Genomic DNA, 25,421 nt, shown 5'->3' with positions numbered 1-25,421 from the left:
CCCCGACCCCGCATGCCGGCGTCCCGATAAGGCAGTCTTGTCCCCGTGCCAGAACCCGTGAACGCCGCTCATCCGCACTCCGCGACCCTGAAGCGCCTCGAACAGTCCTCCGGGCGGCTCGCCGCCGGGGCCATCGCCCGCATGGACGAGACGCTGCCGTGGTACCGCGCGATGCCGCCCGAGAACCGGTCGTGGATCGGTCTGGTCGCCCAGGCCGGTATCGCCGCGTTCACCGAGTGGTTCCGGCACCCCGAGACCCCCCAGGCGATCTCGACGGACGTCTTCGGCACCGCGCCACGCGAGCTGACCCGGGCGATCACGCTGCGCCAGACCGTGGAGATGGTCCGCACCACGATCGAGGTCATGGAGTCGGCGATCGACGAGGTCGCCGCCCCCGGCGACGAGTCCGTGCTCCGCGAGGCGCTGCTCGTCTACGCCCGGGAGATCGCCTTCGCCACCGCCCAGGTGTACGCGCAGGCCGCCGAGGCCCGCGGCGCGTGGGACGCGCGCCTGGAGTCGCTCGTGGTGAACGCGGTGCTCTCCGGCGAGGCCGACGAGGGCGCCGTCTCCCGGGCCGCCGCGCTCGGCTGGAACTCGCCCGATCACGTCTGCGTGGTCCTCGGCACCGCCCCCGACGGGGACAGCGAGCTGACGGTGGAGGCCATCCGGCGGGCCGCCCGGCACGCCAAGCTCCAGGTCCTCACCGGAGTCCTCGGCAACCGGCTCGTCGTCATCGCGGGCGGCAACGACAACCCGCTCGCCGTGGCGAAGGCTCTGATCGGGCCGTACGCGGCGGGTCCCGTCGTGGCCGGCCCCGTGGTCCCCGACCTGCTGGCGGCGACCCGCTCCGCGCAGGCCGCGGCGGCCGGACTCAAGGCGTGTTCGGCGTGGCAGGACGCGCCCCGGCCGGTGCTGGCGGACGATCTCCTGCCGGAGCGCGCCATCGCCTCCGACCCTTCGGCGCGCGAGCAGCTGGTGGAGGAGATCTACAGACCGCTGGAGGAAGCGGGCTCGGCCCTGCTGGAAACTCTCAGTGTCTATCTGGAGCAGGCCAGCAGCCTGGAAGGCGCGGCCCGGATGCTCTTTGTCCACCCGAACACCGTGCGCTACCGGCTTCGACGTGTGACCGACGTCACCGGCTGGTCGCCCTCCGACGTGCGCTCGGCCTTCACCCTGCGGATCGCCCTCATCCTGGGGCGCTTGGCCGACGGAGATCCGCAGTCCTAGACTTTTGTCGAAGACCAACAATTCCCCCGACGGTTCTTCGTCCTTGTCCCCACGGGCGCCGGGAGCCGTCCCCAAGAGAGAGTGTGAGGGTGCTCGTACTCGTCGCTCCCGGCCAAGGCGCTCAGACGCCCGGCTTCCTGACTCCCTGGCTCGACCTCCCCGGCGCCGCCGACCGCATCGCGGCCTGGTCGGACGCCATCGAGCTCGACCTCGCCCACTACGGCACGAAGGCGGACGCGGACGAGATCCGTGACACCGCCGTGGCACAGCCGCTCCTCGTCGCCGCCGGCCTGCTGTCCGCCGCCGCGCTCGGCGACGTGCGGCCCGGCGTCGTCGCCGGCCACAGCGTCGGCGAGTTCACCGCCGCCGCGTTCGCGGGTGTCCTCGACGACACCGCCGCGCTGCGTCTCGTACGGACCCGTGGGCTCGCGATGGCCGAGGCCGCCGCGATCACCGGGACCGGCATGTCCGCGCTGCTCGGCGGCGACCCCGAGGTGACCGTCCCGCACCTGGAGAAGCTCGGCCTGACCGCGGCCAACGTCAACGGCGCCGGCCAGATCGTGGCCGCCGGCACCCTGGAGCAGCTGGCCGCCCTGGAGGCGGACAAGCCCGAGGGTGTCCGCCGGGTCGTCGCGCTCAAGGTCGCCGGTGCCTTCCACACGCACCACATGGCCCCGGCCGTGGCGAAGCTGGAGGAGGCCGCGGCGCGGCTGTCCCCGGCCGCCCCGACCACCCGCTACGTCTCCAACAAGGACGGGCAGGTCGTCGCCGACGGCGCCGAGGTCGTGGCCCGCCTGGTCGGCCAGGTCGCGAACCCGGTCCGCTGGGACCTGTGCATGGAGACCTTCCAGGCCCTCGGCGCGACGGCGCTGGTCGAGGTGTGCCCCGGCGGCACCCTGACCGGCATCGCCAAGCGCGCCCTGCCGGGCGTGGCCACGGTCGCTCTCAAGACTCCCGACGACCTCGACGCGGCCCGTACGCTCATCGCTGAGCACGCGGCCGTCTGACAAGGAGTGTCGAGAAGCATGTCGAAGATCAAGCCCAGCAAGGGCGCCCCGTACGCACGGATCCTCGGTGTCGGCGGCTACCGCCCCACCCGGGTCGTGCCGAACGAGGTGATCCTCGAGAAGATCGACTCGTCCGACGAGTGGATCCGCTCGCGCTCCGGCATCTCCACCCGCCACTGGGCCTCGCCGGAGGAGACCGTCACCGCGATGTCGGTGGAAGCCTCGGGCAAGGCCATCGCGGACGCCGGCATCACCGCCGAGCAGATCGGTGCCGTGATCGTCTCCACGGTCTCGCACTTCAAGCAGACTCCGGCCGTCGCCACCGAGATCGCCGACAAGGTCGGCGCCGGGAAGCCGGCCGCGTTCGACATCTCCGCCGGCTGCGCGGGCTTCGGCTACGGCCTGACGCTCGCCAAGGGCATGATCGTCGAGGGTTCGGCGGAGTACGTCCTCGTCATCGGCGTGGAGCGGCTCAGCGACCTGACGGACCTGGAGGACCGCGCGACGGCCTTCCTGTTCGGCGACGGCGCCGGTGCCGTGATCGTCGGCCCCTCGGACGAGCCGCACATCGGCCCGACCGTCTGGGGTTCCGAGGGCGACAAGTCCGAGACGATCAAGCAGACCGTGCCGTGGAACGAGTTCCACGGCGGCGACGTCTCGACGCTGCCCCTCAACGAGGACGGCGAAATCAAGTTCCCCGCCATCACGCAGGAGGGTCAGGCGGTCTTCCGCTGGGCCGTCTTCGAGATGGCGAAGGTCGCCCAGCAGGCGCTGGACGCCGCCGGAATCACGGCGGACGACCTTGACGTCTTCATCCCGCACCAGGCGAACATGCGGATCATCGACTCGATGGTGAAGACTCTGAAGCTGCCGGAGCACGTCACGGTCGCCCGTGACGTGGAGACCACCGGCAACACCTCGGCCGCCTCGATCCCGCTCGCCATGGAGCGGCTCCTGGCGACCGGAAAGGCGAAGAGCGGCGACACCGCGCTCGTCATCGGCTTCGGGGCGGGTCTCGTCTACGCCGCGACGGTCGTTACCCTCCCCTAGGCACCCCGGATCCTTCCGGAAGTCGTTCACCTAAGCAATCACAGAAGGAGCGCCACCATGGCCTTCACCCAGGAGCAGGTCGTCGAGGGTCTCGCCGAGATCGTCAACGAGATCGCCGGCATCCCCACCGAGGACGTCCAGCTGGACAAGTCCTTCACCGACGACCTGGACGTCGACTCGCTGTCCATGGTCGAGGTCGTCGTCGCCGCCGAAGAGCGCTTCGACGTCAAGATCCCGGACGAGGACGTCAAGAACCTCAAGACCGTCGGCGACGCTGCCGACTACATCCTGAAGCACCAGGCCTGATTCGGCCCTCGCTGACTCGGTCCGCCACCCGGCGGTGGCGCCGTATTCCGACCATCACACACATGGAGAACGAATTCCTGTGAACTCGACCAATCGCACCGTGGTCGTTACCGGTATCGGCGCAACCACACCGCTGGGTGGCGACTCCGCGTCGACCTGGGAAGGTCTGCTCGCGGGACGCTCCGGCGTCAAGCCCCTGGTGGGCGAGCGCTTCGCCGAACTGCCGGTCCAGATCGCCGCGACGGCCGCCGTCGACCCCGGCGACGTCCTGCCCCGCCCCCTCGCCCGCAAGCTGGACCGTTCGGCGCAGTTCGCGCTGATCGCGGCCCGCGAGGCGTGGGCCGACGCGGGCTACACCGCCCCGGCCGGTGAGGACGAGAAGGTCGTGCCCGAGCGGCTCGGCTCCGTCATCGCCTCCGGCATCGGCGGTGTCACCACGCTCCTCGACCAGTACGACGTGCTGAAGGAGAAGGGCGTCCGCCGCGTCTCCCCGCACACCGTGCCCATGCTCATGCCGAACAGCCCCTCCGCCAACGTCGGCCTGGAGGTGAACGCCCGGGCGGGCGTCCACACCCCGGTCTCCGCGTGCGCGTCGGGTGCCGAGGCGATCGGCTACGCCGTCGAGATGATCCGTACCGGCCGTGCCGACGTGGTCATCGCCGGCGGTACCGAGGCCGCGATCCACCCGCTGCCGATCGCCGCCTTCGCCAACATGATGGCGATGTCCAAGAACAACGACGAGCCGACGAAGGCTTCGCGTCCCTACGACACCGGCCGTGACGGCTTCGTCCTCGGCGAGGGCGCGGGCGTCGTGATCCTGGAGTCCGAGGAGCACGCGAAGGCGCGCGGCGCGCGCATCTACTGCGAGGTCCTCGGCCAGGGCCTGTCGGCCGACAGCCACCACATCGCGCAGCCCGAGCCGACCGGCCGGGGCATCGCCGCCGCGATGCAGAACCTGCTCGACTCGACGGACCTCAAGCCGTCCGAGGTCGTCCACCTCAACGCGCACGCCACGTCGACGCCGCAGGGCGACGTCGCCGAGATCAAGGCCCTGCGCAAGGTCCTGGGCGACGACCTCGACCACGTCGCGATCTCCGCGACCAAGTCGATGACCGGCCACCTCCTCGGCGGCGCCGGCGGCATCGAGACCGTCGCGACGGTCCTGGCGCTCCACAACCGCCTCGCCCCGCCGACGATCAACATCGACGCCCTCGACCCCGAGGTCGAGGCCGACATCGTCCGCGGCGAGCCGCGCGAGCTGCCCCAGGGCACCATCGCCGCGATCAACAACTCGTTCGGCTTCGGCGGCCACAACGTGGTCCTGGCGTTCCGCACCGTCTGACCCGCGCCGTACACAGGAGAGGCCCACCCCGGTCGGGGGTGGGCCTCTCCTGTCGTGTCAGCGCAGCGCGAAGGCGGCCGGCTCCGCCCGCATCAGGATCTGGTTGAGGACGACGTGGCCGCCGGGCACGGGGACGAGTTCGGGGTAGATGGAGATGCCCACCTCCTTGCCCGTGTCGGGTTCGAGGCGGGCGGTGACCTTGCCGGTGGCGCGGTCGAGCAGCATGACGCGGCCGCTGCCGAAGTTCTCCAGGACGCCGATGCGGCCGTCGGGCTCCGCCGCGAGCGCCATCGTCTGGTTCTCCGCGTGGTACGACCACGCCTTCCTGCCGTCCTTCAGGGAGTACGCGACGACGTGGTCGGGCACGAGCGACTCCCGCTGGGCGAGGGTGACGAGGAGGCCGTCCCGGACGACGGGCCGGAGGAAGTCCTCGGCGGCGACGCTTTCGGGCGCGGAGAGGACCCCTTCGGGTCCGGAGAGGGGCACGGCCACGGTCGGCGCGCCCTTGTCGTCGAAGACCAGGAAGGCGTGGGTGCCGCGCTTGTCCGCCTCGTCGACCGCGAGGACGACCGGGGAGACGGAGACCACCGCCGCCGTGGCCCGCGACTCGACGGGCAGGTCGCGGGACCACCGCCGCGCGCCGGTACGGGTGTCCAGGGCGAGGAGCCGGGCGCCCTTGCCGCACTGCTCGGCGAGGAGCGTACGGGTGGCGTCGGCGTCGACCGCCAGGGTCTCGCAGCCCTTGGGCACCGCCCGCTGCCAGCGCTGCTCGCCCGACTCGGTGGAGCGGGCCCGGACGGCTCCGTCCTCGGCGCTGACGGCGGTGGCGCCGCCGACGGCGAGGGCGCCCTCGACGAGCCCCTCGCCGCCGAGGTTCCGCTTCCACAGGACCTTGCCGTCGGAGACGCGGACGGAGAGGAGGGTGGCGCAGGGCTTGTCGTGGCGGCCGTACGCGATGAGCCCGACGCCCTCCTCGACGTCCGGGGTCATCGCGCACAGGGCCTCGCGGGTCGGCGCGGGCACGCTCCACCGAACGCGGCCGTCGGCCCCGTCGTACGAGAAGAGTCCGTCGATCCGGCCCTGGGCGACGGCGGGGCCGAGCCCCCAGTAGCCGACCGCCCTGTCGTGGTTCCGGCCCACGGACGGGACCGTCCACGCGACGGCCGGCCGGGCGTCGAGGGACGCGGTGGCCGGGGGTTTCGCGGGGGCCTTGCCCTTCGCCGCAGTGTCGTCCCCGGTGTCGTCCCCGGCCGTGACCGCCCAGACGCCGCCGGCGACGAGCGCGAGTGCCCACACCACGGCCGCGGCCACGAGCGAGGACCGTCCCGACGCCGCGGTACGGGCCCCGGCGTCGCTCTTGTCGAGTCCCCGGCCCGGTACCGCGTCCCGTGTCCCCGGGTCCGAGCCCCGGCTCCGCCTCAGCGCGAGGACCGTGCCCCCCAGCGCCCCGCAGACCAGGGCGCAGACCAGCGCCGCCCAGCCCGTCGGCCAGGCACCGCCCGCGACCCCGGCGCCCAGGAAGACGGCCGCGGCGCCGAACAAGGCGCCGGACACACCGTCACGTGACATTTCCTTCCCCCCTCCGGCGCGCCCCCTGCACGCCCGGGCGGGAATCTACAGCGCGCCGGTGAGGGCCGTCAGACGACCTGGTGCAGCCAGCGGACGGGGGCGCCCTCGCCCGCGTACCGGAAGGGTTCCAGTTCGTCGTCCCAGGGCTTGCCGAGGAGTTTGGCGATCTCGGCCTCCAGCTGGGTCTCGCCCTGTGCGGAGCGCGCGAGGGCGGCCCGCAGCCGGTCCTCGGGGACGAGGATGTCGCCGTGCATGCCGGTGACGGCGTGGAAGATGCCCAGCTCGGGGGTGGCGCTGTAGCGCTCGCCCTCGGCGGTGGGGCAGGGTTCCGCGGTGACCTCGAAGCGGAGCATCTGCCAGCCGCGCAGCGCGGAGGCGAGCTTGGAGGCCGTGCCGGTCTGGCCCTGCCAGGAGAACTCGGCTCTCCAGGTGCCGGGGGACGCCGGCTGGCGGATCCAGTCGAGCTGGACTCTCACACCGAGGACGCCCGCCACCGCCCATTCGACGTGCGGGCAGAGCGCGCGCGGTGCGGAGTGTACGTACAGGACTCCACGTGTCGTCACCGGGACCTCCAGTGTGGGACGAGGTTCGCCTTTCCCAGCGGCCTCAGTAAACAGCATCAGGAGCAAAACGTCACAAACCGCTAAAAAGGGGACAGGATGTGACGTGATGTAATTTACCGGAGCCGGTCGGCAAAGGCGCCTCTGGTTCGACGGGGGAAAAGCTACCGTGCCGCACCGTCGTCGGTGTGACGTACGGTCGGTCCGGGTGCGGGTGAACACCAAGCTTTCACTCGCGAGGACGTCGAAGGAGGGGCCGGGGATGCGCGGCCGACGCCGATTCCGTACCGCTGTCGCCACCGGGACGGCGGCGCTGTTGTGTGCGGGAGCGCTCGCCGGCTGCACGACCGGACCCCCGGACGCGGCGGCTCCCGGCCGTCGGCCCCCGGCGACACCGAAGCCGGAACCCTCCTGGGACGTCTCCCCCGCCTCCGTCGCGGCCGTCGGCGACTCCGTCACCCGCGCCTTCGACGCCTGCGCGGTGCTCTCGGACTGCCCGGAGGTGTCCTGGGCCACCGGGACGGACGCGGCCGTGAACAGTCTGGCGCTGCGGCTGCTCGGGCCGGCGAGGGTGGCCACCCACAGCTGGAACCTCGCGCGAACGGGCGCCCGGATGGCGGAACTGCCGGAGCAGATGGCCGGGGCGGCTGCCGAGAGGCCCGAGCTGGTGACGGTGATGATGGGCGCCAACGACGCCTGCCGGCCGACCCCCGGCATGATGACCCCGGTCGCCGACTTCCGCGCCTCCTTCGAGTCGGCGCTCGCCCGGCTGCGGGCGGGTGCGCCGAAGGCGCAGGTCTACGTGTCGAGCGTGCCGGACCTGAGGCACCTGTGGTCGACGGGCCGGGTCAGCCCGCTGGGCGTCCAGGTGTGGAAGCTGGGGATCTGCGGCTCGATGCTGGCGGACGCGGAGGACCTCGGTCCCGCGGCGGAGCGGCGGCGGGCGGCGGTACGGGACCGGGTGGTGGCGTACAACCGGGTCCTGGAGGAGGTGTGCGCGAAGGACGCGCGCTGCCGGTACGACGGCGGGGCCGTCTTCGGTTTCCGGTTCGGCGGCGGCCAGTTGAGCCCCTGGGACCGGTTCCATCCGAGCAAGGACGGGCAGGCGCGGCTCGCGGAGCTCGCGTACCGGCGGATCACGGCGGAGTGAGGGCCCCGGGGCGGTTGTCAGGTGCCGCCCCGGGGCCGGTCGTGGGGCCCGCCGGGGGTCAGACCTCCAGGGTCGCGGTCAGGCGGGCGTCGCCGAGGGAGTGCGCGGCCAGGACCTCGTAGGTACCGGGGACGAGAGTCCAGCCGTTCTTCTCCTCGTCCCAGATCTCGAACGCGCGGCGGGGCAGCGCGATCTCGGCCGTGACGGTCCCGCCGGGCGCGGCCTCGACGCTCGCGAAGCCGGCCAGCCAGCGGGCCGGGCGCTCCACCGGGTCGGCGGTGGGCGCCAGGTAGACCTGCACGACCTCGCGGCCGGCGCGGGCGCCGGTGTTGGTGAGCCGGACGGTGACCGTGCTCCCGTCCGCGCCGGCGGGACCGGCGGCCAGGGAGTCGTACGACCAGGTGGTGTAGCCGAGGCCGTGGCCGAAGGGGTACGCGGGAACGGCGCCGGCCCGGTCCCAGGCGCGGTAGCCGATGAAGACGCCCTCGGTGTAGGCGAGTTCGCCGTCGGTGGGGGTGACCTCGGTGACGGGGACGTCGGCGAGGGCGACGGGCCAGGTGGTGGGGAGGCGACCGCCGGGCTCCTCGGCGCCGGTGAGAATGTCGGCGAGGGCGGCGCCGCCCTCCTGGCCGGGGAACCAGCCGAGCAGGATCGCGGCCACCTCCTCGCGCCACGGCATCTCGACCGGGGAGCCGGCGTTGACGACGACGACGGTGTTCGGGTTGACGGCGGCCACGGCCCGGACGAGGTCGTCCTGGCGGCCGGGGAGGGCGAGGTCCTTGCGGTCGAAGCCCTCGGACTCGACGCGTTCGGTGGTGGCGACGACCACGACGGCGGTGTCGGCGGCGCGGGCGGCCTCGACGGCTTCGGCGATCAGTTCGTCGGGGTCACGGCGCGGACCGAGGTGGACGAAGGAGAACATGACGGCCGGCAGCGGGGCCGCGAACTCCTTGTCGAGGGTGTGGAGCAGGGAGACCTCCACGGTCTCGCCGGCGGCGAGCGCGACCTTGGCGCGCTCGACCGGGGAGCCGAAGAAGGCTTCGAAGGGGTCGGCCTCGGAACCCATCGCCTGGACGCCCTCGAAGACGGTCCGGCCGGCGACGGAGAGGGTGAAGGCGCCGAGGCCGCGGGTGCCGAAGGAGTGCTCGCCGGCCTCGCGCGGGGTGAAGGTGCCGACGACCTCGATGGAGGCGAGCGTCTCGTGGGTGACGCCGGCCGGCAGGTCGTCGCCGATCCACTGGACCTGGCCGTTGGGCAGGGAGCCCTCGCCGAGAAGCCGGCCCTCGGCGTCGCGGCAGCGGGCGCGGAGGGTGAACCCCTGGTCGGCGGGCGCGAGTTCGTCGCTGGGGTCGGCGCCGATGGCGTAGGTGGGCGCGGTCCCTTCCGGACGGGCCGCGAGGGCGGCGGTGAGGCCGTCGACCGGGGAGACGACGTGGTCGGGGAAGACCTGGGCGGAGCCGCCGCCGAGGACGCGGGCGTCGCGGGCGGCGGCGCCGGAGAGGGCGACGGTGCCGGCCTTCAGCGGCAGCGCGTCGCGTTCGTTGCGCACGAGGACGAAGCCGCGGCGGGCGATCTCCCGGGCGAGGGCGTCGCCGTCGACGGCGGCCGGGGGTTCGGTGACGACCGGCGGGGCGCCTTCGAGGGCGCCGACGCGGGCGGCGAGCCGCAGCACGTTGCGTACGGCGGTGTCGACGGTGGACTCCTGGACCTCTCCGGCGCGGACGGCGGCGGCGAGGGCCGCGCCGTACACGGTCTCGGGGCCGGGCATGGCGACGTCGAGGCCGCCCTCGATGTCGCCGACGGTGGAGCGGGCGGCCATCCAGTCGGAGACGTTGCAGCCGTCGAAGCCCCACTCGCCGCGCAGGACCTCGTTCACGAGGTACCGGTGCTCGGTCATCGTCACGCCGTTGACCCGGTTGTAGGCGGTCATGATGCCCCAGGGGTGGGCGTTCGCGACGATGGCCTCGAAGGGGGCGAGGTAGACCTCGCGGAGCGGGCGCGGGGCGATCCGGTTGTCGACGGTGAAGCGGTCGGTCTCGGCGTCGTTGGCGACGAAGTGCTTGACGGTGGTGCCGACGCCGCCGTCCTGGACGCCCTGGACGTAGCCGGTGCCGATGGCGCCGGTGAGGAGGGGGTCCTCGCTGTACGCCTCGAAGTGGCGGCCGCCGAGCGGCGTGCGGTGCAGGTTGACCGTGGGCGCCAGGAGGACGTGGACGCCCTTGCGGCGGGCCTCCTGGGCGAGGAGGCGGCCGGCCCGGCGGGCCAGCTCGGGGTCCCAGGCGGCGGCGAGCGCCGTCGGGGACGGGAGGGCGACGGACGGGTCGTCGGCGGTCCAGCGGACGCCGCGGACGCCGATGGGTCCGTCGGACATGACCAGGGACTTCAGGCCGATCTCCGGCAGGGCGGGCAGGGACCACATGTCCTGGCCGCCGAGCAGCCGGGTCTTGGTGTCCAGGTCGAGCTTGCCGAGCGCCGCCTCGACGGCCGCGTTCCGCGCGGTCTCCGCGCTGTTCTCCGCCATGGCCGTACCTCCTCGTTGACGTACCGATGACCCCGATGGGCCCATCGTGCACCCACTTACCTGTAGATCGGTAGGTTACGTTACGAGTCTGTTATTTTTCGGAGGGAGTACGGTCCTCTCGCAAGGACGTCGGGAAAGGAGGCCACGGCGATGGTGCGGGCCAGAAGCGAGGAGCGGCGCGCGGACATCCTGCGCGCCGCCCTCGAAGTGATCGCCGAACGCGGCTACCGGGGCGCCACCCTCGGCTCGGTCGCGGAGCGCGTCGGGCTGACCCAGCAGGGCCTGCTGCACTACTTCCCGACGAAGGAGGCCCTGCTCGTGGCCGTCCTGGAGGAACGCGACCGCTGGGACACGAGCGGCGGCCGCGACCGCGAGGGCTGGCGGCTCGACCTGCTGGAGTCCCTCGTCGAGTACAACGCGATGCGGCCGGGGATCGTGCAGACCTTCTCCGCCCTGCTCGGCGAGAGCGTCACCGACGGACATCCGGCGCGGACATTCTTCACCGAGCGGTACGCGCAGGTCAGGGACAACATGGCGGACGTACTGCGGCTGGAGTTCGGCGAGCGGCTGCCCGGCGGGCTCACCCCGGAGCGGGCGGCGCCGCTGCTCACGGCGGTGATGGACGGACTCCAGTACCAGTGGCTCCTCGACCCGTCGGCGGTGGACATGCCGGGCGCCTTCCGGGACTTCCTGCACCTGCTGCGCGCGAGCGGGGACACCCCCTAGAGGGTGTCCCCGCCGAATCCCGCCCGGCCCTACCTTGCGGACACGACCGCCGCGGCGGCCGGCTGCGGCTCGGGCTCGGCGCCGTGCAGCCGGAGGGCCGAGCGGTGCAGCCCCCTGCGGTCGTAGAGGCGGGTGAGCGCGAAGCCGAGGGCGAGCGACCCGGCGAATCCGAGGGCCGTCATGGTCCAGGCGCGTCCGAGTCCCGCGTCGGTCCGGGCGCCGAAGTAGAGGATGGACCGCACGCCGTCGACCACCTGGCGGAACGGCTCGAACTCCGCCAGGAAGCGGTAGAAGTCCGGGAGTGCCTGGAGCGGGATGGTGGCGCCGGCCGACGGGATGGCCAGGCCGATCAGGACCAGCATGGAGACGATGGGGCCCGGGGTGCCGAAGACGGCGAGCAGGGCCAGTGCCGTGACGCCCATCGCCGCCGTGGCGCACGACCCGAAGACCCACAGCAGGCCCAGGTGCGAGGCGTCGATGCCGACGACGCCGACGGCGCCGGCCATCGCGAGCGCGGAGGTCAGCATCGACAGGACGACCATGAGCACCGAGCAGGCCGCGAAGTGGTGCACCCGCGTGATGTGCTGGGCGGGCTTGATGAAGCGGAACGGGCCCTTGTCGTTGGCCATGTAGCCGAGCGCGGTGTCCACCTGACTGTGGATCACGTTGGCGCCCAGCATGCCGCCGAGGACCAGCACGAGGGCGTAGAAGAAGGCGCTCAGCCCGAGGCCGGTGTGGGCGCCGAGCGGGTGCCCCTCCTCGACGACCGCCTTCACGGGGTCGGCGATCATCAGCTGGGCGGCGGCGGGCACGGCGGGACGGGCGGCCTGGGCGGGTGCGGCGGGACGGGCGGCCTGCCGCCCGAGCTCCTGGGCGAGCCCGCGGCCCACCTGCGCGGAGGTGGTGGCGACGACCTTGCGGTTGATCTCGGCGGCCATGCCGGAACCGAAGCTTCCGGCCGCGGGGTTGGTCAGCACCGTCATGGTCGGCGGGTGCGGTTCGCGCTGGGCCGGCCCGGCGAGCGCGCTCACGGAGGCGGAGAAGTCCTCCGGGATGACGAGCGCGCCGAACACCTTGCCGCGGGCGAGCAGGTCGTCGGCGGTGCGGCGGTCGACCTTCTTCCAGGAGACCTTGTCCCCCAGCTCCGCGGAGCCGGTGATCCGGGTGGCGATCTGCGCGCCGAGGTCGATCCGCCGTCCGGCCGTCTCCACTCCCCGGTCGGCGTCGACCAGGGCGATCGGCAGGTCCTTCGTCGAACCGACCGGGTCGTTGTTGGCTCCCAGGTAGAGCATCGACAGGACGAGGGACAGCAGGCCGAGGACGACCGCCGCGGGCAGCCACACCCCTCGGCGGCGCAGCAGACCGCCGGCGCTCACCCGGAGCAAGGGGGTCGGTTCGGGCATGACGGGGCTCCGGTTTCGGTGGCGCGCCGGCGGGGCGCTCGGATCGGCAGGAGGGGAAGGGCGCCGGCTTCGCAGGTGGAGGGCGCACTGGAAAGTATCACTTTCCAGTTGAAGAGTTGCACTATCCAACTGGGGGCGTCCACCGGAACGCCTGGGAGACTGGTCACACACAGAACGCACCGAGCGAGAGCGCGCATGAGAATCTCCGACCTGAGCCGCCTGTCCGGAACACCGGTCGGGACGATCAAGTACTACCTGCGCGAGGGCCTGCTGCCGCCCGGCCGGCAGCTGGGAGCCACCCTGAGCCTGTACGGGGACGAGCACCTCCAGCGCCTGCGCCTGATCCGCGCCCTGACCGCCCGCGGCGGCCTGTCGATCGCCGCCACCCGCGACGTCCTCACCGCCATGGACGAGCCCCTCGATCCGCTCGCCACGCTCGGCGTCGTGCACTACGCGCTGCCCACGCCGGTCGACGCCGCCGAGACGGACGCGGTCGACGAACAGGCGCCCCGGGTCGACGAGCTACTGCGGGCCATGGGCTGGAACGTCTCCGAGGACTCTCCGCACCGCCGCGCCCTCGCCGCCAGCCTCATGGACCTCGGCCGCATCGGCGCCGACTACCGCACCGAGGACCTGCTGCCGTACGCCGAACTGGCCGCCTCCGCCGCGAGGCTCGACCTCGACCGGATCAAGGAACTCGACGACTCCGAGGACCGCTTCAAGCTGGCCGAGCACGCCGCCGTCGTCGTACTCCTCCTGGAGCCGGTCCTGGCCGTCCTGCGCCGCCTCGCCCAGGAGAACGAGACCCGGCGGCGCGGCATCTGGGCCCGTCCGGACGAGCCGGCCGCCCCGCACCCCGGCCCGGGCCCCGCGGACACCCCTGACACCCCCTAGCCGGCGACGGCGGCGAGGTCCTCGGCGAGCAGGGCCGGGTCCCGGACGAGGAGGTCGTGGACGGCTTCCAGGACGGGGAGCTTCGCCGACGACGTCGCCAGGGCCACATCCTTCGCGGCGAGGGCGACGGGGAAGTACGAGCCGGTGGCGGTGGCGCGGCCGACGGCGCCCGCGAGCGGGCCCGCGCCGAGGGTGCGGAGCGCGAGCTCGCGGGGCAGACCGAGGGAGGCGGCGAGCGTCAGGGCCTCGGCGACCAGGGCGACCCCGCCGATGGCCGCGTTGATGAGGACGAGCTTGAGAGCGGCGCCGGTGCCGGGGCCGCCGCACGGGGTGGTCTCGCCGAGCCTGTCGAGGACGGCCGCGACGGGCGCGGTGTCGCCGCCCGCCAGGATCAGCAGTTCACCGGCGGCCGCCCGGTCGACGCTCCCCATGACGGGCGCGTCGATCAGGGTGACCCCGGCGGGCAGCCGGGCGGCCAGGGCGCGGACGGTGTCCGGTCCGACGGTCGAGGTGTCGATCCAGTGGGTGCCGGGCCGCAGCGCCGGGATCAGCGCGTCGGCGACGGCGAGCGCGGCCGCCGGGTCCGCCAGCATCGTGACGACGACGTCGGCGTCCCGGACGGCCTCGGCGGGGCTCGCGGCGCGCACGGCGCCCTCCGCGACGAGGGCGTCGGCCTTGCCCGCCGTGCGGTTCCAGACGGTCAACGGGTGTCCGGCACCGAGGAGTCGGCGGGCCATGGGCAGTCCCATGGAGCCGAGGCCGAGGAAGGCGATCTTCTGGGGCGTGGTGTCCATGACCTCGACGCTAGGACCACCCCGGTCATGCGACAAGCGAATGTCTAGCATGGCTGCCATGCCTGTCTCGCATGGTCTGTACGAGGCGTTCCTCGCCGTCGCCCGCGTGGGCTCCTTCACCGCCGCCGCGCACGCCCTCGGCTACACCCAGTCCGCGGTCTCCCGCCAAGTCCAGTCCCTGGAGGAGGAGATGGGGGCCGAGCTCTTCGAGCGGCTGCCCCGCGGAGTGCGGCTGACCGAGGCGGGCCGGGTGCTGCTTCCGCACGCCGAGGCGGTACGGGACCGGCTGGCCGCCGCCCGGGCCGAACTGGCCTCGCTGCGCACGCTCGACGGGGGGCTGCTGCGGCTCGGGGCCTTCTCCAGCGCCACCGCGTCCCTCGTGCCGCGCGCGCAGGCCGCCTTCCGGCAGCGGCACCCGGGGGTCGTGGTCAGCCGCGTCGAGGGACCGTCGGTGAAGCACCTCGGGCTCGTCGTCGCCGGGGAGGAGGACCTCGCGGTGGTCAGCCCGGCGTTCGCCACTCCCCCGCCGCCCGGTGTGACGCTGCACCCGCTGCTCGACGAGCCGATGCTGGTGGCCCTGGAGCGGGGGCACCCGTACGCGGGACGGCGGGCCCTGCGGCTCGCGGAGCTGGCCGGCGAGGAGTGGATCACCGGCGACGAGCGTCTGGAGGACACCCTGTTCCGCCCGGCCGTCGCCGCCGGGTTCCGGCCGCGGACGGGGCTGCTCGCCCATGACTGGATCGCCAAGCTGGGCGCGGTCGCGGCGGGGCTGGGCGTCACGCTGGTGCCCGCGCTCGCGGCGGCTTCGGTGCGCCCGGACGTCGCGCTCGTCACGATCCACCCGGACGACGTCCCGTACCGCCGGATCTGTGCGGCCACTCCGGCGACCCCGACGGCGGCGGCGACGGCCTTCCTCGGGCTGCTCCGCGCGACGGCGGCGGAGCTAATACCCTCAGACCACTCTTGATCCTTACAGGGCGACGCGGGATGATGGCCGCCATGATCCTCGCAGCCACCCAGTTCACCCCGGTCGCCGGGGACATCGACGCCAACGTCCGTACCGTCGCCGGACTCGTCCGGGCTGCCGGCGCCCAGGGGGCCCGCGTGGTCGTCTTCGCCGAGCTCTGTCTGAGCGGGTACGAGCCCTCGCTGATCCGCGACACCCCGGCCCTGGTGCTGACCGAGGACGACCCGCGCCTGGAGCCCGTACGCGAGGCGTGCCGGGAGGTCTCGGCGGCGGCCGTGGTCAACGGGCCGGTGCGGACGGCCGGTTCGCGGCCCGGGGTGACCACGCTGGTCATCGGACCGGACGGTTCGCCGCTCACCCGCTACGACAAGCAGCACCTGTACGGGATCGAGGCCGAGGTCTTCGAACCGGGCGCCGGGGACGGGCGGTTCGAGCTCGACGGGGTCCGGTTCGCCCTGGCCACCTGCTACGACAACCGGTTCCCGGAGCTGGCCGAGCGGGCGGCGGCCGACGGCTGCGCCGCGTACCTGGCGAGTTCGGTGCTCTCCGCCGACAACGACTCCTTCGAGAAGGTCTATCCGGTGCGGGCCCGGGACTTCGGCCTGTACGTGGTCCTCGGCAACGTCCTGGGGCCCAACGAGGACGGAGTGGGCGCCGGCCGGGCCGGGGCCTGGGGTCCGGACGGCGGGCGGATCGCCGACGCGGGCGAGGCCGGGCCGGGCTTCGCGCTCGCCGAACTGCGCTGACCACCGGACTCGGCGGACCGCCGGACCTCGCCGACGACCGGACTCCGCCGACGACCGGTCCGGTGGGGCCGGGACGCGCGGAAGCCGGGCGGCCGTGGGACATACGGCCGCCCGGCTCCGGGAAGTGCCGTCACGGAACCCCCGGTCCGCGACGGCGCCCCGCCCCCGTTACGGGGCGCTCAGGCCCAGCGTGTACGCGCCGGAGCCGCTGTACGCGTGGACCACGTACCGGTAGTAGCCCGCGGTGCCGTAGTAGCTGGTGTTCTCGTCGGCCGACGCGGTGCCGCCGACCGCCACGTCCGCCCAGGCCGACCCGTTCCACTTCTGCAGGTAGAGGTCGAAGTCCGCGCCGGCCGGGCCGCGCAGGCAGCCCGTGTGGGTGCCGGCGGTGGCGGAGTAGTAGTACGAGCCGTCCGGCTGCGCCTGGGTCTGACCGGAGGCCAGGGTGCCCTGGTAGGTGTACTCGGCGCCGTCACAGCCGGTGGGCGGGGTCGTGGTGCCGACCGACAGCTGGTACGTGACCGTGTGGGTGGCGGAGCCCGTACCGGTGACGGTGATCGGGTACGTGCCGTTGGCGGTGCCCGCCGCGACCTGGATCGTCATGGTGGACGAGGAGCCCGAGGTCACCGAGCTGGGGCTGAAGGAGACGGTGACGCCGCTCGGCGCGCCGCTCGCGGAGAGCTGGACGGTCTGCGCGCTGCCGCCGGTGGTGGAGGTGTTCACCGTGGAGGTGGCGGAGGCGCCGGCCTGCACCGAGCCCGAGGACGGGTTCAGGGCGAGCGAGAAGTCCGGGGTGGTGGTGCCGCCGCAGTCGGTCTCACCGGACTGGGCCGGGACGCCGACCGCGTTCCACGCCGCCTTCACCGCGTTGCACTCGACGCTGCCGTAGGTGTTCTTGGCGCTGGTCAGCGTCGCCTTGCGGGCGGCGAGGTGGTTCCAGGACGAGGTCTTCATGAGCAGGGCGCCCATGAAGACCTTGCCGGCCTTCTGGATGCCGATGCCGGTCACCGAGGACGGACCGCCGGAACATATGGGGCTGCTGGGCTTGCCGCCGCCCGGGTTGGAGCCCTCGGCGAGCAGGTAGAACCAGTGGTTCTGCGGGCCGGCCGCCGCGTGCACCTCGGTGCCCGAGGTCAACTGCGGGTAGCAGTTGGGGTCGTTGCCGACGAGCGAGGGGTTGTACATGTTCCGGATCGGCTTGCCGTCGCCGAAGAAGTTGACCTTCTCGCCGACCGTGTAGTCCGGGGTGTCGTTCGGGTTGTTGGCGTAGTGCTCGGTGAGCGCGCCGAAGATGTCGCCCGTCGACTCGTTCATCCCGCCGTTCTCGTTGGACGAGCCCGAGCTGCCCGGGGTCCGGTCGAAGATCTCGTGGCCGTACTCGTGCGCCACGACGTCGATGCCGGTGAGCTGGTTGGAACCGGTCTGGGCTCGCCCGTAGGTCGTCTTCGTACCGTCGTAGTACGCGTTGACCTCGGAGAGTCCGGCGCGGGCCGGGACCATGCCGCCCTGACCGTTCTGGCCGTTGTAGCCGAACCACTCCTTGAGCATGGAGTGTTCCTTCTGCGCCGCGTACATGATGTCGACGCAGGCGGTCACCAGGTCGTTGGCACCGTTGTTGCCCCACGGCGAGGAGCCGGTGTAGGCGCTGCCGTTCTGCCCGCCGCACTTGAAGCCGCCGCGGCTGGTGTCGGTCATGGAGGAGGCGGCCGTGTCGATGGTGACGTTGCCGTTGTGGTAGCCGCGGCCGTCGGCGTGCAGGATCTTGTCCGTGGCGCGGGCGACGGCACCGGTGCGCGCGTCGACATAGGTGTCGAGGGAGCTCGGGGCGTCCTGCGCGGTCCGGCCGATGACCAGGGTGTGCCAGGTCAGCACGGCCTTGCCGCCCTTGAGGAGCACGGTCAGCTCGGGGGCGCTCGCGCTCTCCACCGACGCCAGCTGCCGGCGGGCGGTGGCGAGGGCCGCGTCGGCGGTCACCTTCGCCCTGGTGGAGACCTTGATGGCGGGGGTGGCCGCGCCGGTGACCTCGCGGACCTTCCCGGAGCTGTCGGAGACGACGACCGCGTCGCCGCCGACGACCGGGAGGCCGCGGTAGGTGCGCTCGTACGACGCGTAGTACAGGCCGTTCGTCCACGGGGTGACGGACGTCCGGACGAGGTCCTCGTCGGCGCCGTGCCGCAGCTCGTCGAGACCGCTCGCCGCGGCGCCGTCGGCGGCCGCCAGCGCGAGGGACTTGCCGTGGCCCGGGGGCACCGGCTGCGCCTGCGGGGCGGCGGCGGCGGTGCCGGCGAGGGCGGTCGCGAGGCTCGCCGACAGGGCCAGGGCGGCCACGGTCGCCGTGAGTCTGGTGGGGTGCAACGTCTGCTCCGATCGGGGTGGGGATCGTGGTGGGGGAGACGGATCGTCGCGCCGAGTATGGGCGTGGACATGGCCAGTTCGGGACATCTCACGCGGCATAAGACGCGGGTTATGGTGCGCCCGTGCCGCGCTGCGTACGCTGCTGAAATGCAGCTGGAGTTGAGGCATCTTGAGGCCGTCTGCCGGATAGCGGAAGCGGGCAGTCTGGGGCGGGCCGCCGGGCGGCTCGGGGTCTCGCAGCCGGCTCTGTCCGCGCAGCTGCGCCGTATCGAACGGGTCGCGGGCGGAGAGCTCTTCCTCCGCGGGCCGCACGGCGTGGAGCCCACCCCGCTGGGCGAGTTCGTCCTCTCCAAGGCGCGCCTCGTCCTCGGCGAGATGGACGCGCTGGCCGCCGGGGCGCGGGCCGTCGCCCCGCACACCCCCCTGCGCCTCGGCTGCATCCTGCTCGTCCTCGTCGACCGGCTGCTCGGCGAACTGGAGGAGGTCGTGACGGGGCAGGACATCTCCGTCACCGTCGAGCACTCGGCGACGACGCTGACCCGGCAGCTCGGCGCGGGACGGTACGACGCCGTGCTGTACGGGGAGGTCAACGACCACGAGGTGCCGCTGCCGGAGGGGACGACGGCCCGCACCGTCGTCCCCAAGGAGCCGTTCTGCGTACGGCTCTCGGCGGCGCACCCGCTGGCCGGGAAGGAACGGATCGCGCTGGCCGAGCTGGCCGGCGAGTCCTGGATGACGCTCGTGGAGGACGACGACGGCGGCCCCGAGGCGCTGGTCGCCGCCTGCGCGAAGGCCGGGTTCACGCCCGTCCTGCGGCACCGGGTGCCCGACCGGCAGATGAACTACGGGCTGATCTCCTCGGGCCGGGCGATCTCGATGAGCCAGCCGACGGCCCCGGCGGCGGAGGGCACGGTCCTGCGCCCCCTGGAGGGCGACCCGGTCACCGGGCGGATCAGGCTCGCCTGGAACCGGGCCGCGGTCCCCGCCCCGCAGGCGGAGCTGCTGTTCCAGGCGGCGGCCCGCTCCTATCTGGCGAACGTCGGCAACAACGACTTCCACCGGACCTGGTGGGACGCACGCCCGGAACTGCACCCGGTGCTGGATCAGTCGTAGGAGAGGTCCCCGGCCGTGTAGCGGCAGGTGGTGCCGTCAGGGCCGGTGCCGATCTCCTTGGGCTCCTTGCCGGTGTTGTTGCCGGTGAAGCGGGTGCACGGCTTGATCTTCTTCTTGGTGTCGCCGTGTACGCGGATGTTCCGCAGGGTCGCGGTGTCGCCGTAGTTGGCGTTCACGCCGACGATCGACTTGCCGGGCGCGGTGATGTCCACGTCGTTGACGAGGATCGTCCGCGGGTACTGCTTCCTGCAGTTGCCGCAGGAGCGGACCAGCTTGCCGAAGTCGGAGACCTGGAACCTGGTCACGACCAGCTTGCCCGCGCCGTTGAACTGGAAGACCTTGTCGGAGGCGCTCCTCGCGCCGCCGCCGTACACCGCGTACACCGCGGAGGCCGACGTGCCCTTGAAGGTGGCGGCGTCCTCGCCGACGTTCTCCCACCAGACGTTCTGGAGGGTGCAGCTGCCGAGGCAGTGGACCCCGTCGGCGGCCGGGGTCCCGATGATCACGTTCTTGAGCACGGCCCCGTCCTTGAGGACGAAGACCGGCTTCTGGCTCTCGCTCTGGCCGTCGGAGCCGAGGTCCCCGGTGCCGTAGAAGCGCTTGAGCCTGCCGTCGTACGTGCCGGAGACCTCGATCGTCGTCGCGACCGGCGTACTGCCCTTGGCCTGGGGCCAGGCGGCGACGGCGCTCGCCGCGCCCGCCGGGGCGAGCAGGGAACCGGTGACGAGGGCCGCCCCGGTGACAGCGAGGGCGCTCAGGCCGCCGATGACCGCGCGGCGGCGGCCCGTCTTCCGCTTGTGTGGCGTCATGTGTTCCTTCTTCAGTGGGGGAGGTGGTGCACCTCCTGGTCGCCACCGAAGGAAGGAAGGTTGCCGCGTTCTTGATCGTTTTCTTCGGAGTCGCCGTCCGCGCGGTCCTCGCCGGTCTCGCCCCGCAGGTCACGGACCATCAGGGTGGCGCCCGCTACGGCTCCCGGCATCAGGAAGACGGCGACGAACGGCACCAGGAAGGCGAGCGTCAGCGGTACGCCGAAGCCGAGGGCGGCCAGCCGGCGCCCGCGCAGCATCCGCAGCCGCTCCTTGAGCTCGACGCCCCGGCGCTGGAGCGCGACGGCCGTCAGCTCCTCGGCGAGGAAGAAGCCGGAGACGCAGAAGCCGAGCACGGGCACCACGGTCTGGCCGACGACCGGGATGAAGCCGCAGGCGAAGAGCAGGACGCCGTAGAACGCGACCCGCAGCACGACCCGCAGGCTGTCCCGGGCCGAGATCCACAGCTCGCGCCAGAGCGGAAGCCCGGACTCGGGCACCTCGCCGCCCTCGCTGCGGTCGACCTCCTCGGAGAGGGACTCGTAGAAGGGCTGGCCGACGAGCAGGGTGACGGCGGTGAAGGTGATCACCGCGAGGAAGAGCCCGAAGACGAAGACGAGCGCGGTCAGGGTGCCGCGGAAGAGGCCGATCCACGGCGAGGCCCAGTCGTCGGCGAACGGCGTCGCCCAGGCCGCCAGGTCGTCCGCGCCGTAGCCGAGGCCGATGAGCGCGCCCACGTAGAGGACCAGGGTCACCAGGCCGGGCAACAGCCCGAACCCGAACCACCGTCCGTGCCTGCCCACCCACTTCTGGCCTTGCACCAGGTAACCGAAACCCACCCCGAGATCACGCATGGGGGTCAGTTTATCGGTGGCGTACCGCTCAGCCGCCCGGCGCTCGGCCGGACGTACGGAAGGACTCCAGCGCCGTGTCGAAGTACCCGCGGGCCTCGTCCGCCCGCTCCACCGGCGCCGACGCCCACACGTCGTACAGGGTCCCCGCCTGCTCCCAGCAGACGTCGACGGTGTGCCGGGACCCCTCGGCGCTGGTGAAGCCGTTCCAGGTGAACTCCCAGCGGGCGGCCGGCAGCCCCTTGTGCCGCGTCTCCTCGACCGTGGCGTCGCGGTACCCCCGATTGGTGCTCGGACCGCTCGCGTCGGCGTCGCGCATCGCCCCGATCGCCCCGCCGGACGGGATCGCCCTGACCCTGACCCCGACCCAGACGGCCCCGTCCCCCGTCGTGTAGAACACCCGCTCCCCGTCGGTCGAGCGCCTCGCCCCGGCGGGTACGGCCAGGGTGAAGCCGCGCTCGTCGGTGACCGCCGTGTATCCGGCCGGCACGGGCGCGGGCGGCTCGGAGGAGCTCCCCGAGGCGGTCGCCGTCCCCTTCCCCGAGTCCGCGCCCGTCGACGGCTCGTCGCGGCCCGCGAGCAGCACCCCCACGGTCACCGCCGCGACCGTGGCCGCGACGGCCGCCGCCACGAACGGCAGCGCGAGACCGCCCCGGCGCCCGGCGCCACCGACCTCCCGGTCGCGCGGCGCGGAGGCGTCGTGGGCCGCGGAGTGGTCGTGGGGCACGGAGTGGTCGTGGGTCGCGGAGTGGCCCTGACCTGCGGAGTGGCTGCGGGCCTCCGGCGGGGTGGGCTGCCGTGGCGTGGGCGCCGGGTGGACGTCGGGGGTCGCCGGCCAGGGGGCGTCGGGGGTCGCCGGCCGGTCGGCGTCCGGCGCGGCCGGTCCGTGGGCGTCGGGCGTCGCCGGCCACCGGGGATCGGGCGCGGCCGGCCCGTGGACGTCCGGCGCGGTCGGCGGGTGGGAGGCCGTCGCCGGGCCGGGTGGTGCGGGCGCGGCGGCCGGGTCCTCCGCCGTCAGGCAGGCGGTGAGCATGCGGCGGGCCTCGGCGGCGCCCAGGCGCCGGTCCGGATCGCGTTCGAGGAGGCCCCGGACGACGGGGACGAGGGGGCCCATCCGCGTCGACGGCCGGATCTCCTCGTAGACGACGGCGTGCAGCACGGCGCCGATCGAGTCCCGGCGGAACGGCGACGTGCCCGTCGCCGCCGCGCAGAGCAGCGCGCCGAGCGACCAGAGGTCGGACGCCGGGCCCGCGGCGCCGCCCTGCATCCGCTCGGGCGCGGTGTACTCGGGGGTGCCGACGAACACGCCGGTGCCGCTGAGCGTGGTGGCGCCGGGGAGGCTGGCGATGCCGAAGTCGGTGAGCACCGCGCGGCCGCTGCCCTTCTCCAGGAGGACGTTGGCCGGTTTCACGTCCCGGTGCAGGACGTCGAGGGCGTGGGCGGCGCCGAGGGCGTCGAGCAGGTCGAGGCCGAGGCGCGCGGTCTCCCGGAGGGACAGGACGCGGCCGGCGGCGAGCCGGTCGGCGAGCGACCCGCCCTCGACCAGTTCCATCACCAGGGCGGGCCGGCCCTCGTGCTCGACGACGTCGTGGACGACGATCACGTGGGGGTGCCGGATCCGGGCGACGACCCGCGCCTCCCGCAGGGCGCCCGCCGGGTCGGCACCGTCGTCGAGCGCGAGCGTCTTGACCGCGACCGCGCGCCCGAGCAGTTCGTCGGTGGCCCTGCGGACGACGCCCATGCCGCCCTGGCCGAGCCGCTCTCCCAGGCGGTACCGCCCGCCGATCAGCCCGTGGCCGGCCTGCTCCGGCCCGTTGTGCGACGACACCCGACTCCCCCGTCCGCTGGACACGGACATGATGCCGCAGTCGCTTCGGACGCGGCGAGGGCCGCACCCCGGTCGGTCGGGATGCGGCCCTCGCCCAGTGTGCGTGTCCGGGACTCAGACGGCGAGTTCGACGGTGATGTTGCCACGGGTCGCCTTGGAGTACGGGCAGACCTGGTGGGCCTTCTCGATCAGGCTCTTGGCGGTCTCGGCGTCCACGTGGGGGATGGTCGCCGAGATCTTGACGATGATGCCGAAGCCGTCGTCGTTCTTGCCGATACCGACCTCGGCGGTGACCGTCGAGCCGGAGACGTCCGCGTTCTCGTTGCGGGCGACGACGCCCAGGGCGCCCTGGAAGCAGGCGCTGTAGCCGGCCGCGAAGAGCTGCTCGGGGTTGGTGCCGGCGCCGGAGCCGCCCATGGCCTTGGGCGGGTTGACGGTGACGTCGAGCCGGCCGTCGTCGGTGGCGACGCGGCCGTCACGGCCGTTCTCGGCGGTGGCGACGGCGGTGTAGAGAACGTCGGAGTGCTGGATGGACATGCCGGGTACTTCCTTCTGCGGTTCGCCGCGACTCGCGCCCACGATCGCGACGGCTGAGGGAAGACTAACGGGTCACCGAGACGATCATCTTTCCGGTGTTGTCCCCGCGGAGCAGTCCGAGGAAGGCGTCCACGCCGTTCTCGATGCCCTCGGCGAAGGTCTCGCGGTGCTTCAGCTCGCCGGAGGCAAGCCAGCCGCCGACCTCCTGGACGAACTGGTTCTGCAGCCCGTAGTGGTCGCCGACCAGGACGCCCTGGAGGCGCAGCCGCTTGCCGATGATCATCGCCATGTTGCGCGGGCCGGGGACCGGCTCGGTGTCGTTGTACTGGGCGATCATGCCGCAGATGGTGGCGCGGCCGTGCACGTTGAGCGAGGAGATCGCGGCTTCGAGGTGGTCGCCGCCGACGTTGTCGAAGTAGACGTCGATGCCGTCGGGGGCGGCCTGCCGGAGCTGGTCCTTGACCGGGCCGTTCTTGTAGTTGAAGGCGGCGTCGAAGCCGAGCTCCTCGACGAGGAACTTGACCTTCTCGTCGGAGCCGGCGGAGCCGATGACGCGGGAGGCGCCCTTGAGCCGCGCCATCTGGCCGACCTGGCTGCCGACGGCTCCGGCCGCGCCGGAGACGAAGACGGCGTCGCCCTCCTTGAAGGAGGCGACCTCGAAGAGGCCGGCGTAGGCCGTGAGGCCGGTCATGCCGAGCACGCCCAGGTAGGAGGAGAGGGGGGCGAGCGCCGGGTCGACCTTGGTGGCGCCCTTGGCCGGGACGTCGGCGTACTCGCGCCAGCCGAGGCCGTGCAGGACGTGGTCGCCGACGGCGAAGCCCTCGGCGTTGGAGGCGACGACCTCGCCGACCGCGCCGCCGTCCATGGGCCGGTCGAGCTGGAAGGGAGGAATGTACGACTTGACATCATTCATCCGGCCACGCATGTACGGGTCCACGGAGAAGTGCAGGTTGCGCACGAGGATGCGGCCCTCTGCGGGCTCGGCGACCGGGGTCTCGCGGAGGGCGAAGTCCGCGGGGACGGGCCAGCCGTGCGGACGGGCGACGAGGTGCCACTCACGGCTGGACGCGGGAAGTACGGACATGAGCACGGCCTCCAGGGAGAAGCTCGGCGGAGCTTCAGATCAAGAAAGGTTCACTTACTGAAACAACCATGCTCCTGAATATTTCATGTTGTCAAGTATCCGGGTAGGATGTGACCCATGGCCACCTCACGCACGGACCCCCTCACCCTCGAAGTCGTCGAGCTGATCGGCACGGTCGTGGCGCGCTACTACGAGGAGTACGAGCAGGCGGCCGCGCAGCACGCGCTGACCGGCGCCCAGGCCCGCGTCCTCGGCCTGCTCTCGCTCGACCCGCTGCCGATGCGCCGCATCGCCCAGAAGCTGAAGTGCGAGCCCTCCAACATCACGGGGATCGTCGACCGCCTGGAGGCGCGCGGCCTGGTGGAGCGCCGCCCCGACCCGGACGACCGACGGGTCAAGCTCGCCGTCCCCACGGACGAGGGCCGGGACACCGCCCGCCGGCTGCGTGAATCGCTGGACTTCGCCCGCGAGCCGCTCGGCGAGCTCACCGAGGCCGAGCGGACCCTGCTGCGGGACCTGCTGCGGCGGATGCTGGGCACGGACGTGGTCTGAACCCGGACGGCCCCGCCCATCAGCGGCTGATCG

General features: G+C 72.9%; 23 protein-coding genes. 12 read left to right on the top strand and 11 right to left on the bottom strand.

What is annotated here, in order from left to right; translation table 11 throughout:
• The first annotated feature begins 45 nt into the window (after positions 1 to 45).
• From fasR to fabF, 5 genes are all read left to right on the top strand, one after another.
• Entirely contained in the window at positions 46 to 1,227 is a 1,182-nt protein-coding gene (fasR, locus tag ACFVZH_RS05680) for a fatty acid biosynthesis transcriptional regulator FasR (RefSeq protein WP_384893551.1), read from the top strand.
• 89 nt (positions 1,228 to 1,316) lie between these two features.
• Complete coding sequence (locus tag ACFVZH_RS05675) at positions 1,317 to 2,234, top strand: ACP S-malonyltransferase (protein WP_384893549.1); 918 nt, start codon at positions 1,317 to 1,319, stop codon at positions 2,232 to 2,234.
• 18 nt (positions 2,235 to 2,252) lie between these two features.
• Entirely contained in the window at positions 2,253 to 3,284 is a 1,032-nt protein-coding gene (locus ACFVZH_RS05670) for a ketoacyl-ACP synthase III (protein ID WP_384893547.1), read from the top strand.
• A gap of 57 nt (positions 3,285 to 3,341) precedes the next feature.
• Positions 3,342 to 3,590 carry an acyl carrier protein gene (locus ACFVZH_RS05665; protein WP_188267185.1) on the top strand — a complete coding sequence of 83 codons (249 nt, stop codon included), beginning with the start codon at positions 3,342 to 3,344 and terminating at the stop codon, positions 3,588 to 3,590.
• A 79-nt stretch (positions 3,591 to 3,669) separates the two neighbouring features.
• Positions 3,670 to 4,932, top strand: coding sequence for a beta-ketoacyl-ACP synthase II (gene fabF / locus ACFVZH_RS05660; RefSeq protein WP_384893545.1), 1,263 nt, complete (start codon positions 3,670 to 3,672; stop codon positions 4,930 to 4,932).
• 57 nt (positions 4,933 to 4,989) lie between these two features.
• Here the strand turns inward: fabF and ACFVZH_RS05655 are convergent, their stop codons facing one another.
• Together ACFVZH_RS05655 and ACFVZH_RS05650 are read right to left on the bottom strand one after the other, a co-directional pair.
• On the bottom strand, positions 4,990 to 6,501 hold the full coding sequence (locus ACFVZH_RS05655; protein ID WP_384893543.1) for a PQQ-binding-like beta-propeller repeat protein: 1,512 nt from the start codon (positions 6,499 to 6,501) through the stop codon (positions 4,990 to 4,992).
• Between the two features lie 68 nt (positions 6,502 to 6,569).
• Positions 6,570 to 7,064 carry a DUF3145 domain-containing protein gene (locus ACFVZH_RS05650; RefSeq protein ID WP_384893541.1) on the bottom strand — a complete coding sequence of 165 codons (495 nt, stop codon included), beginning with the start codon at positions 7,062 to 7,064 and terminating at the stop codon, positions 6,570 to 6,572.
• Positions 7,065 to 7,323: 259 nt separating this feature from the next.
• On the opposite strand from ACFVZH_RS05650, the gene ACFVZH_RS05645 reads away from it, so the two are divergent.
• Positions 7,324 to 8,211, top strand: a complete 888-nt coding sequence (locus ACFVZH_RS05645; RefSeq protein ID WP_384893539.1) for an SGNH/GDSL hydrolase family protein — start codon at positions 7,324 to 7,326, stop codon at positions 8,209 to 8,211.
• A gap of 58 nt (positions 8,212 to 8,269) precedes the next feature.
• Here the strand turns inward: ACFVZH_RS05645 and ACFVZH_RS05640 are convergent, their stop codons facing one another.
• Positions 8,270 to 10,732, bottom strand: coding sequence for a beta-glucosidase (locus ACFVZH_RS05640; protein ID WP_384893538.1), 2,463 nt, complete (start codon positions 10,730 to 10,732; stop codon positions 8,270 to 8,272).
• 150 nt (positions 10,733 to 10,882) lie between these two features.
• On the opposite strand from ACFVZH_RS05640, the gene ACFVZH_RS05635 reads away from it, so the two are divergent.
• A complete protein-coding gene (locus ACFVZH_RS05635) occupies positions 10,883 to 11,458 on the top strand; it encodes a TetR/AcrR family transcriptional regulator (protein ID WP_384893536.1) in 576 nt (191 codons plus the stop codon).
• Between the two features lie 29 nt (positions 11,459 to 11,487).
• On the opposite strand, the gene ACFVZH_RS05630 is transcribed toward ACFVZH_RS05635, so the two are convergent.
• The gene (locus ACFVZH_RS05630; protein ID WP_384893534.1) at positions 11,488 to 12,861 is read right to left on the bottom strand and encodes a DUF3533 domain-containing protein; all 1,374 of its coding nucleotides are present in this window, start codon (positions 12,859 to 12,861) and stop codon (positions 11,488 to 11,490) included.
• 195 nt (positions 12,862 to 13,056) lie between these two features.
• Between ACFVZH_RS05630 and ACFVZH_RS05625 the strand changes: the two genes are divergently transcribed.
• Positions 13,057 to 13,755 (top strand): MerR family transcriptional regulator, encoded by a 699-nt coding sequence (locus ACFVZH_RS05625; RefSeq protein ID WP_384893532.1) that lies wholly within the window; start codon positions 13,057 to 13,059, stop codon positions 13,753 to 13,755.
• Here the strand turns inward: ACFVZH_RS05625 and ACFVZH_RS05620 are convergent.
• Positions 13,752 to 14,549, bottom strand: coding sequence for an NAD(P)-dependent oxidoreductase (locus ACFVZH_RS05620; protein WP_384893530.1), 798 nt, complete (start codon positions 14,547 to 14,549; stop codon positions 13,752 to 13,754). The two genes, ACFVZH_RS05625 and ACFVZH_RS05620, sit on opposite strands and share 4 nt — an antisense overlap.
• Positions 14,550 to 14,607: 58 nt before the next feature.
• Between ACFVZH_RS05620 and ACFVZH_RS05615 the strand changes: the two genes are divergently transcribed.
• Together ACFVZH_RS05615 and ACFVZH_RS05610 are read left to right on the top strand one after the other, a co-directional pair.
• Positions 14,608 to 15,516, top strand: coding sequence for a LysR family transcriptional regulator (locus ACFVZH_RS05615; RefSeq protein WP_384893528.1), 909 nt, complete (start codon positions 14,608 to 14,610; stop codon positions 15,514 to 15,516).
• 32 nt (positions 15,517 to 15,548) lie between these two features.
• Positions 15,549 to 16,262, top strand: coding sequence for a carbon-nitrogen hydrolase family protein (locus ACFVZH_RS05610; RefSeq protein ID WP_384893526.1), 714 nt, complete (start codon positions 15,549 to 15,551; stop codon positions 16,260 to 16,262).
• 168 nt (positions 16,263 to 16,430) lie between these two features.
• Here the strand turns inward: ACFVZH_RS05610 and ACFVZH_RS05605 are convergent, their stop codons facing one another.
• Positions 16,431 to 18,617, bottom strand: a complete 2,187-nt coding sequence (locus ACFVZH_RS05605; protein ID WP_384893524.1) for a M4 family metallopeptidase — start codon at positions 18,615 to 18,617, stop codon at positions 16,431 to 16,433.
• Positions 18,618 to 18,764: 147 nt separating this feature from the next.
• Here ACFVZH_RS05605 and ACFVZH_RS05600 point away from each other — a divergent pair, with 147 nt between their 5' ends.
• The gene (locus ACFVZH_RS05600; protein ID WP_384893522.1) at positions 18,765 to 19,730 is read left to right on the top strand and encodes a LysR family transcriptional regulator; all 966 of its coding nucleotides are present in this window, start codon (positions 18,765 to 18,767) and stop codon (positions 19,728 to 19,730) included.
• Here ACFVZH_RS05600 and ACFVZH_RS05595 read toward each other — a convergent pair.
• The 5 genes from ACFVZH_RS05595 to ACFVZH_RS05575 all read right to left on the bottom strand — a co-directional run bounded on the left by ACFVZH_RS05595 (position 19,721) and on the right by ACFVZH_RS05575 (position 24,836).
• Entirely contained in the window at positions 19,721 to 20,539 is an 819-nt protein-coding gene (locus ACFVZH_RS05595; RefSeq protein WP_384893520.1) for a pectate lyase, read from the bottom strand. The genes ACFVZH_RS05600 and ACFVZH_RS05595 overlap by 10 nt on opposite strands.
• 11 nt (positions 20,540 to 20,550) lie before the next feature.
• A complete protein-coding gene (locus ACFVZH_RS05590) occupies positions 20,551 to 21,390 on the bottom strand; it encodes an EI24 domain-containing protein (RefSeq protein ID WP_384893518.1) in 840 nt (279 codons plus the stop codon).
• A gap of 28 nt (positions 21,391 to 21,418) precedes the next feature.
• On the bottom strand, positions 21,419 to 23,215 hold the full coding sequence (locus ACFVZH_RS05585) for a protein kinase (RefSeq protein WP_384893516.1): 1,797 nt from the start codon (positions 23,213 to 23,215) through the stop codon (positions 21,419 to 21,421).
• Between the two features lie 114 nt (positions 23,216 to 23,329).
• On the bottom strand, positions 23,330 to 23,752 hold the full coding sequence (locus tag ACFVZH_RS05580) for an organic hydroperoxide resistance protein (protein ID WP_384893514.1): 423 nt from the start codon (positions 23,750 to 23,752) through the stop codon (positions 23,330 to 23,332).
• A 64-nt stretch (positions 23,753 to 23,816) separates the two neighbouring features.
• On the bottom strand, positions 23,817 to 24,836 hold the full coding sequence (locus ACFVZH_RS05575; protein ID WP_384893512.1) for an NADP-dependent oxidoreductase: 1,020 nt from the start codon (positions 24,834 to 24,836) through the stop codon (positions 23,817 to 23,819).
• Positions 24,837 to 24,953: 117 nt separating this feature from the next.
• Between ACFVZH_RS05575 and ACFVZH_RS05570 the strand changes: the two genes are divergently transcribed.
• Positions 24,954 to 25,388 (top strand): MarR family winged helix-turn-helix transcriptional regulator, encoded by a 435-nt coding sequence (locus ACFVZH_RS05570; protein WP_384893510.1) that lies wholly within the window; start codon positions 24,954 to 24,956, stop codon positions 25,386 to 25,388.
• Positions 25,389 to 25,421 lie beyond the last annotated feature (33 nt).

The sequence above is a fragment of the Streptomyces sp. NPDC059534 genome (assembly GCF_042743475.1).
Taxonomy (GTDB): Bacteria; Actinomycetota; Actinomycetes; order Streptomycetales; family Streptomycetaceae; genus Streptomyces.
The sequence above is the reverse complement of the archived record's forward strand: the minus strand, read 5'-3'. Positions and strand labels throughout refer to the sequence as shown.

Bases quoted from the DNA above. Each gene is read 5' to 3' on its own strand.
- ACFVZH_RS05630 (WP_384893534.1), bottom strand. From the start codon at position 12,861: ATGCCCGAACCGACCCCCTTGCTCCGGGTGAGCGCCGGCGGTCTGCTG.
- ACFVZH_RS05640 (WP_384893538.1), bottom strand. From the start codon at position 10,732: ATGGCGGAGAACAGCGCGGAGACCGCGCGGAACGCGGCCGTCGAGGCG.
- ACFVZH_RS05595 (WP_384893520.1), bottom strand. From the start codon at position 20,539: ATGACGCCACACAAGCGGAAGACGGGCCGCCGCCGCGCGGTCATCGGC.
- ACFVZH_RS05625 (WP_384893532.1), top strand. From the start codon at position 13,057: ATGAGAATCTCCGACCTGAGCCGCCTGTCCGGAACACCGGTCGGGACG.
- ACFVZH_RS05590 (WP_384893518.1), bottom strand. From the start codon at position 21,390: ATGCGTGATCTCGGGGTGGGTTTCGGTTACCTGGTGCAAGGCCAGAAG.
- ACFVZH_RS05620 (WP_384893530.1), bottom strand. From the start codon at position 14,549: ATGGACACCACGCCCCAGAAGATCGCCTTCCTCGGCCTCGGCTCCATG.
- ACFVZH_RS05635 (WP_384893536.1), top strand. From the start codon at position 10,883: ATGGTGCGGGCCAGAAGCGAGGAGCGGCGCGCGGACATCCTGCGCGCC.
- ACFVZH_RS05665 (WP_188267185.1), top strand. From the start codon at position 3,342: ATGGCCTTCACCCAGGAGCAGGTCGTCGAGGGTCTCGCCGAGATCGTC.
- ACFVZH_RS05575 (WP_384893512.1), bottom strand. From the start codon at position 24,836: ATGTCCGTACTTCCCGCGTCCAGCCGTGAGTGGCACCTCGTCGCCCGT.
- ACFVZH_RS05615 (WP_384893528.1), top strand. From the start codon at position 14,608: ATGCCTGTCTCGCATGGTCTGTACGAGGCGTTCCTCGCCGTCGCCCGC.
- ACFVZH_RS05600 (WP_384893522.1), top strand. From the start codon at position 18,765: ATGCAGCTGGAGTTGAGGCATCTTGAGGCCGTCTGCCGGATAGCGGAA.
- ACFVZH_RS05570 (WP_384893510.1), top strand. From the start codon at position 24,954: ATGGCCACCTCACGCACGGACCCCCTCACCCTCGAAGTCGTCGAGCTG.
- ACFVZH_RS05580 (WP_384893514.1), bottom strand. From the start codon at position 23,752: ATGTCCATCCAGCACTCCGACGTTCTCTACACCGCCGTCGCCACCGCC.
- ACFVZH_RS05670 (WP_384893547.1), top strand. From the start codon at position 2,253: ATGTCGAAGATCAAGCCCAGCAAGGGCGCCCCGTACGCACGGATCCTC.
- ACFVZH_RS05655 (WP_384893543.1), bottom strand. From the start codon at position 6,501: ATGTCACGTGACGGTGTGTCCGGCGCCTTGTTCGGCGCCGCGGCCGTC.
- ACFVZH_RS05645 (WP_384893539.1), top strand. From the start codon at position 7,324: ATGCGCGGCCGACGCCGATTCCGTACCGCTGTCGCCACCGGGACGGCG.
- ACFVZH_RS05610 (WP_384893526.1), top strand. From the start codon at position 15,549: ATGATCCTCGCAGCCACCCAGTTCACCCCGGTCGCCGGGGACATCGAC.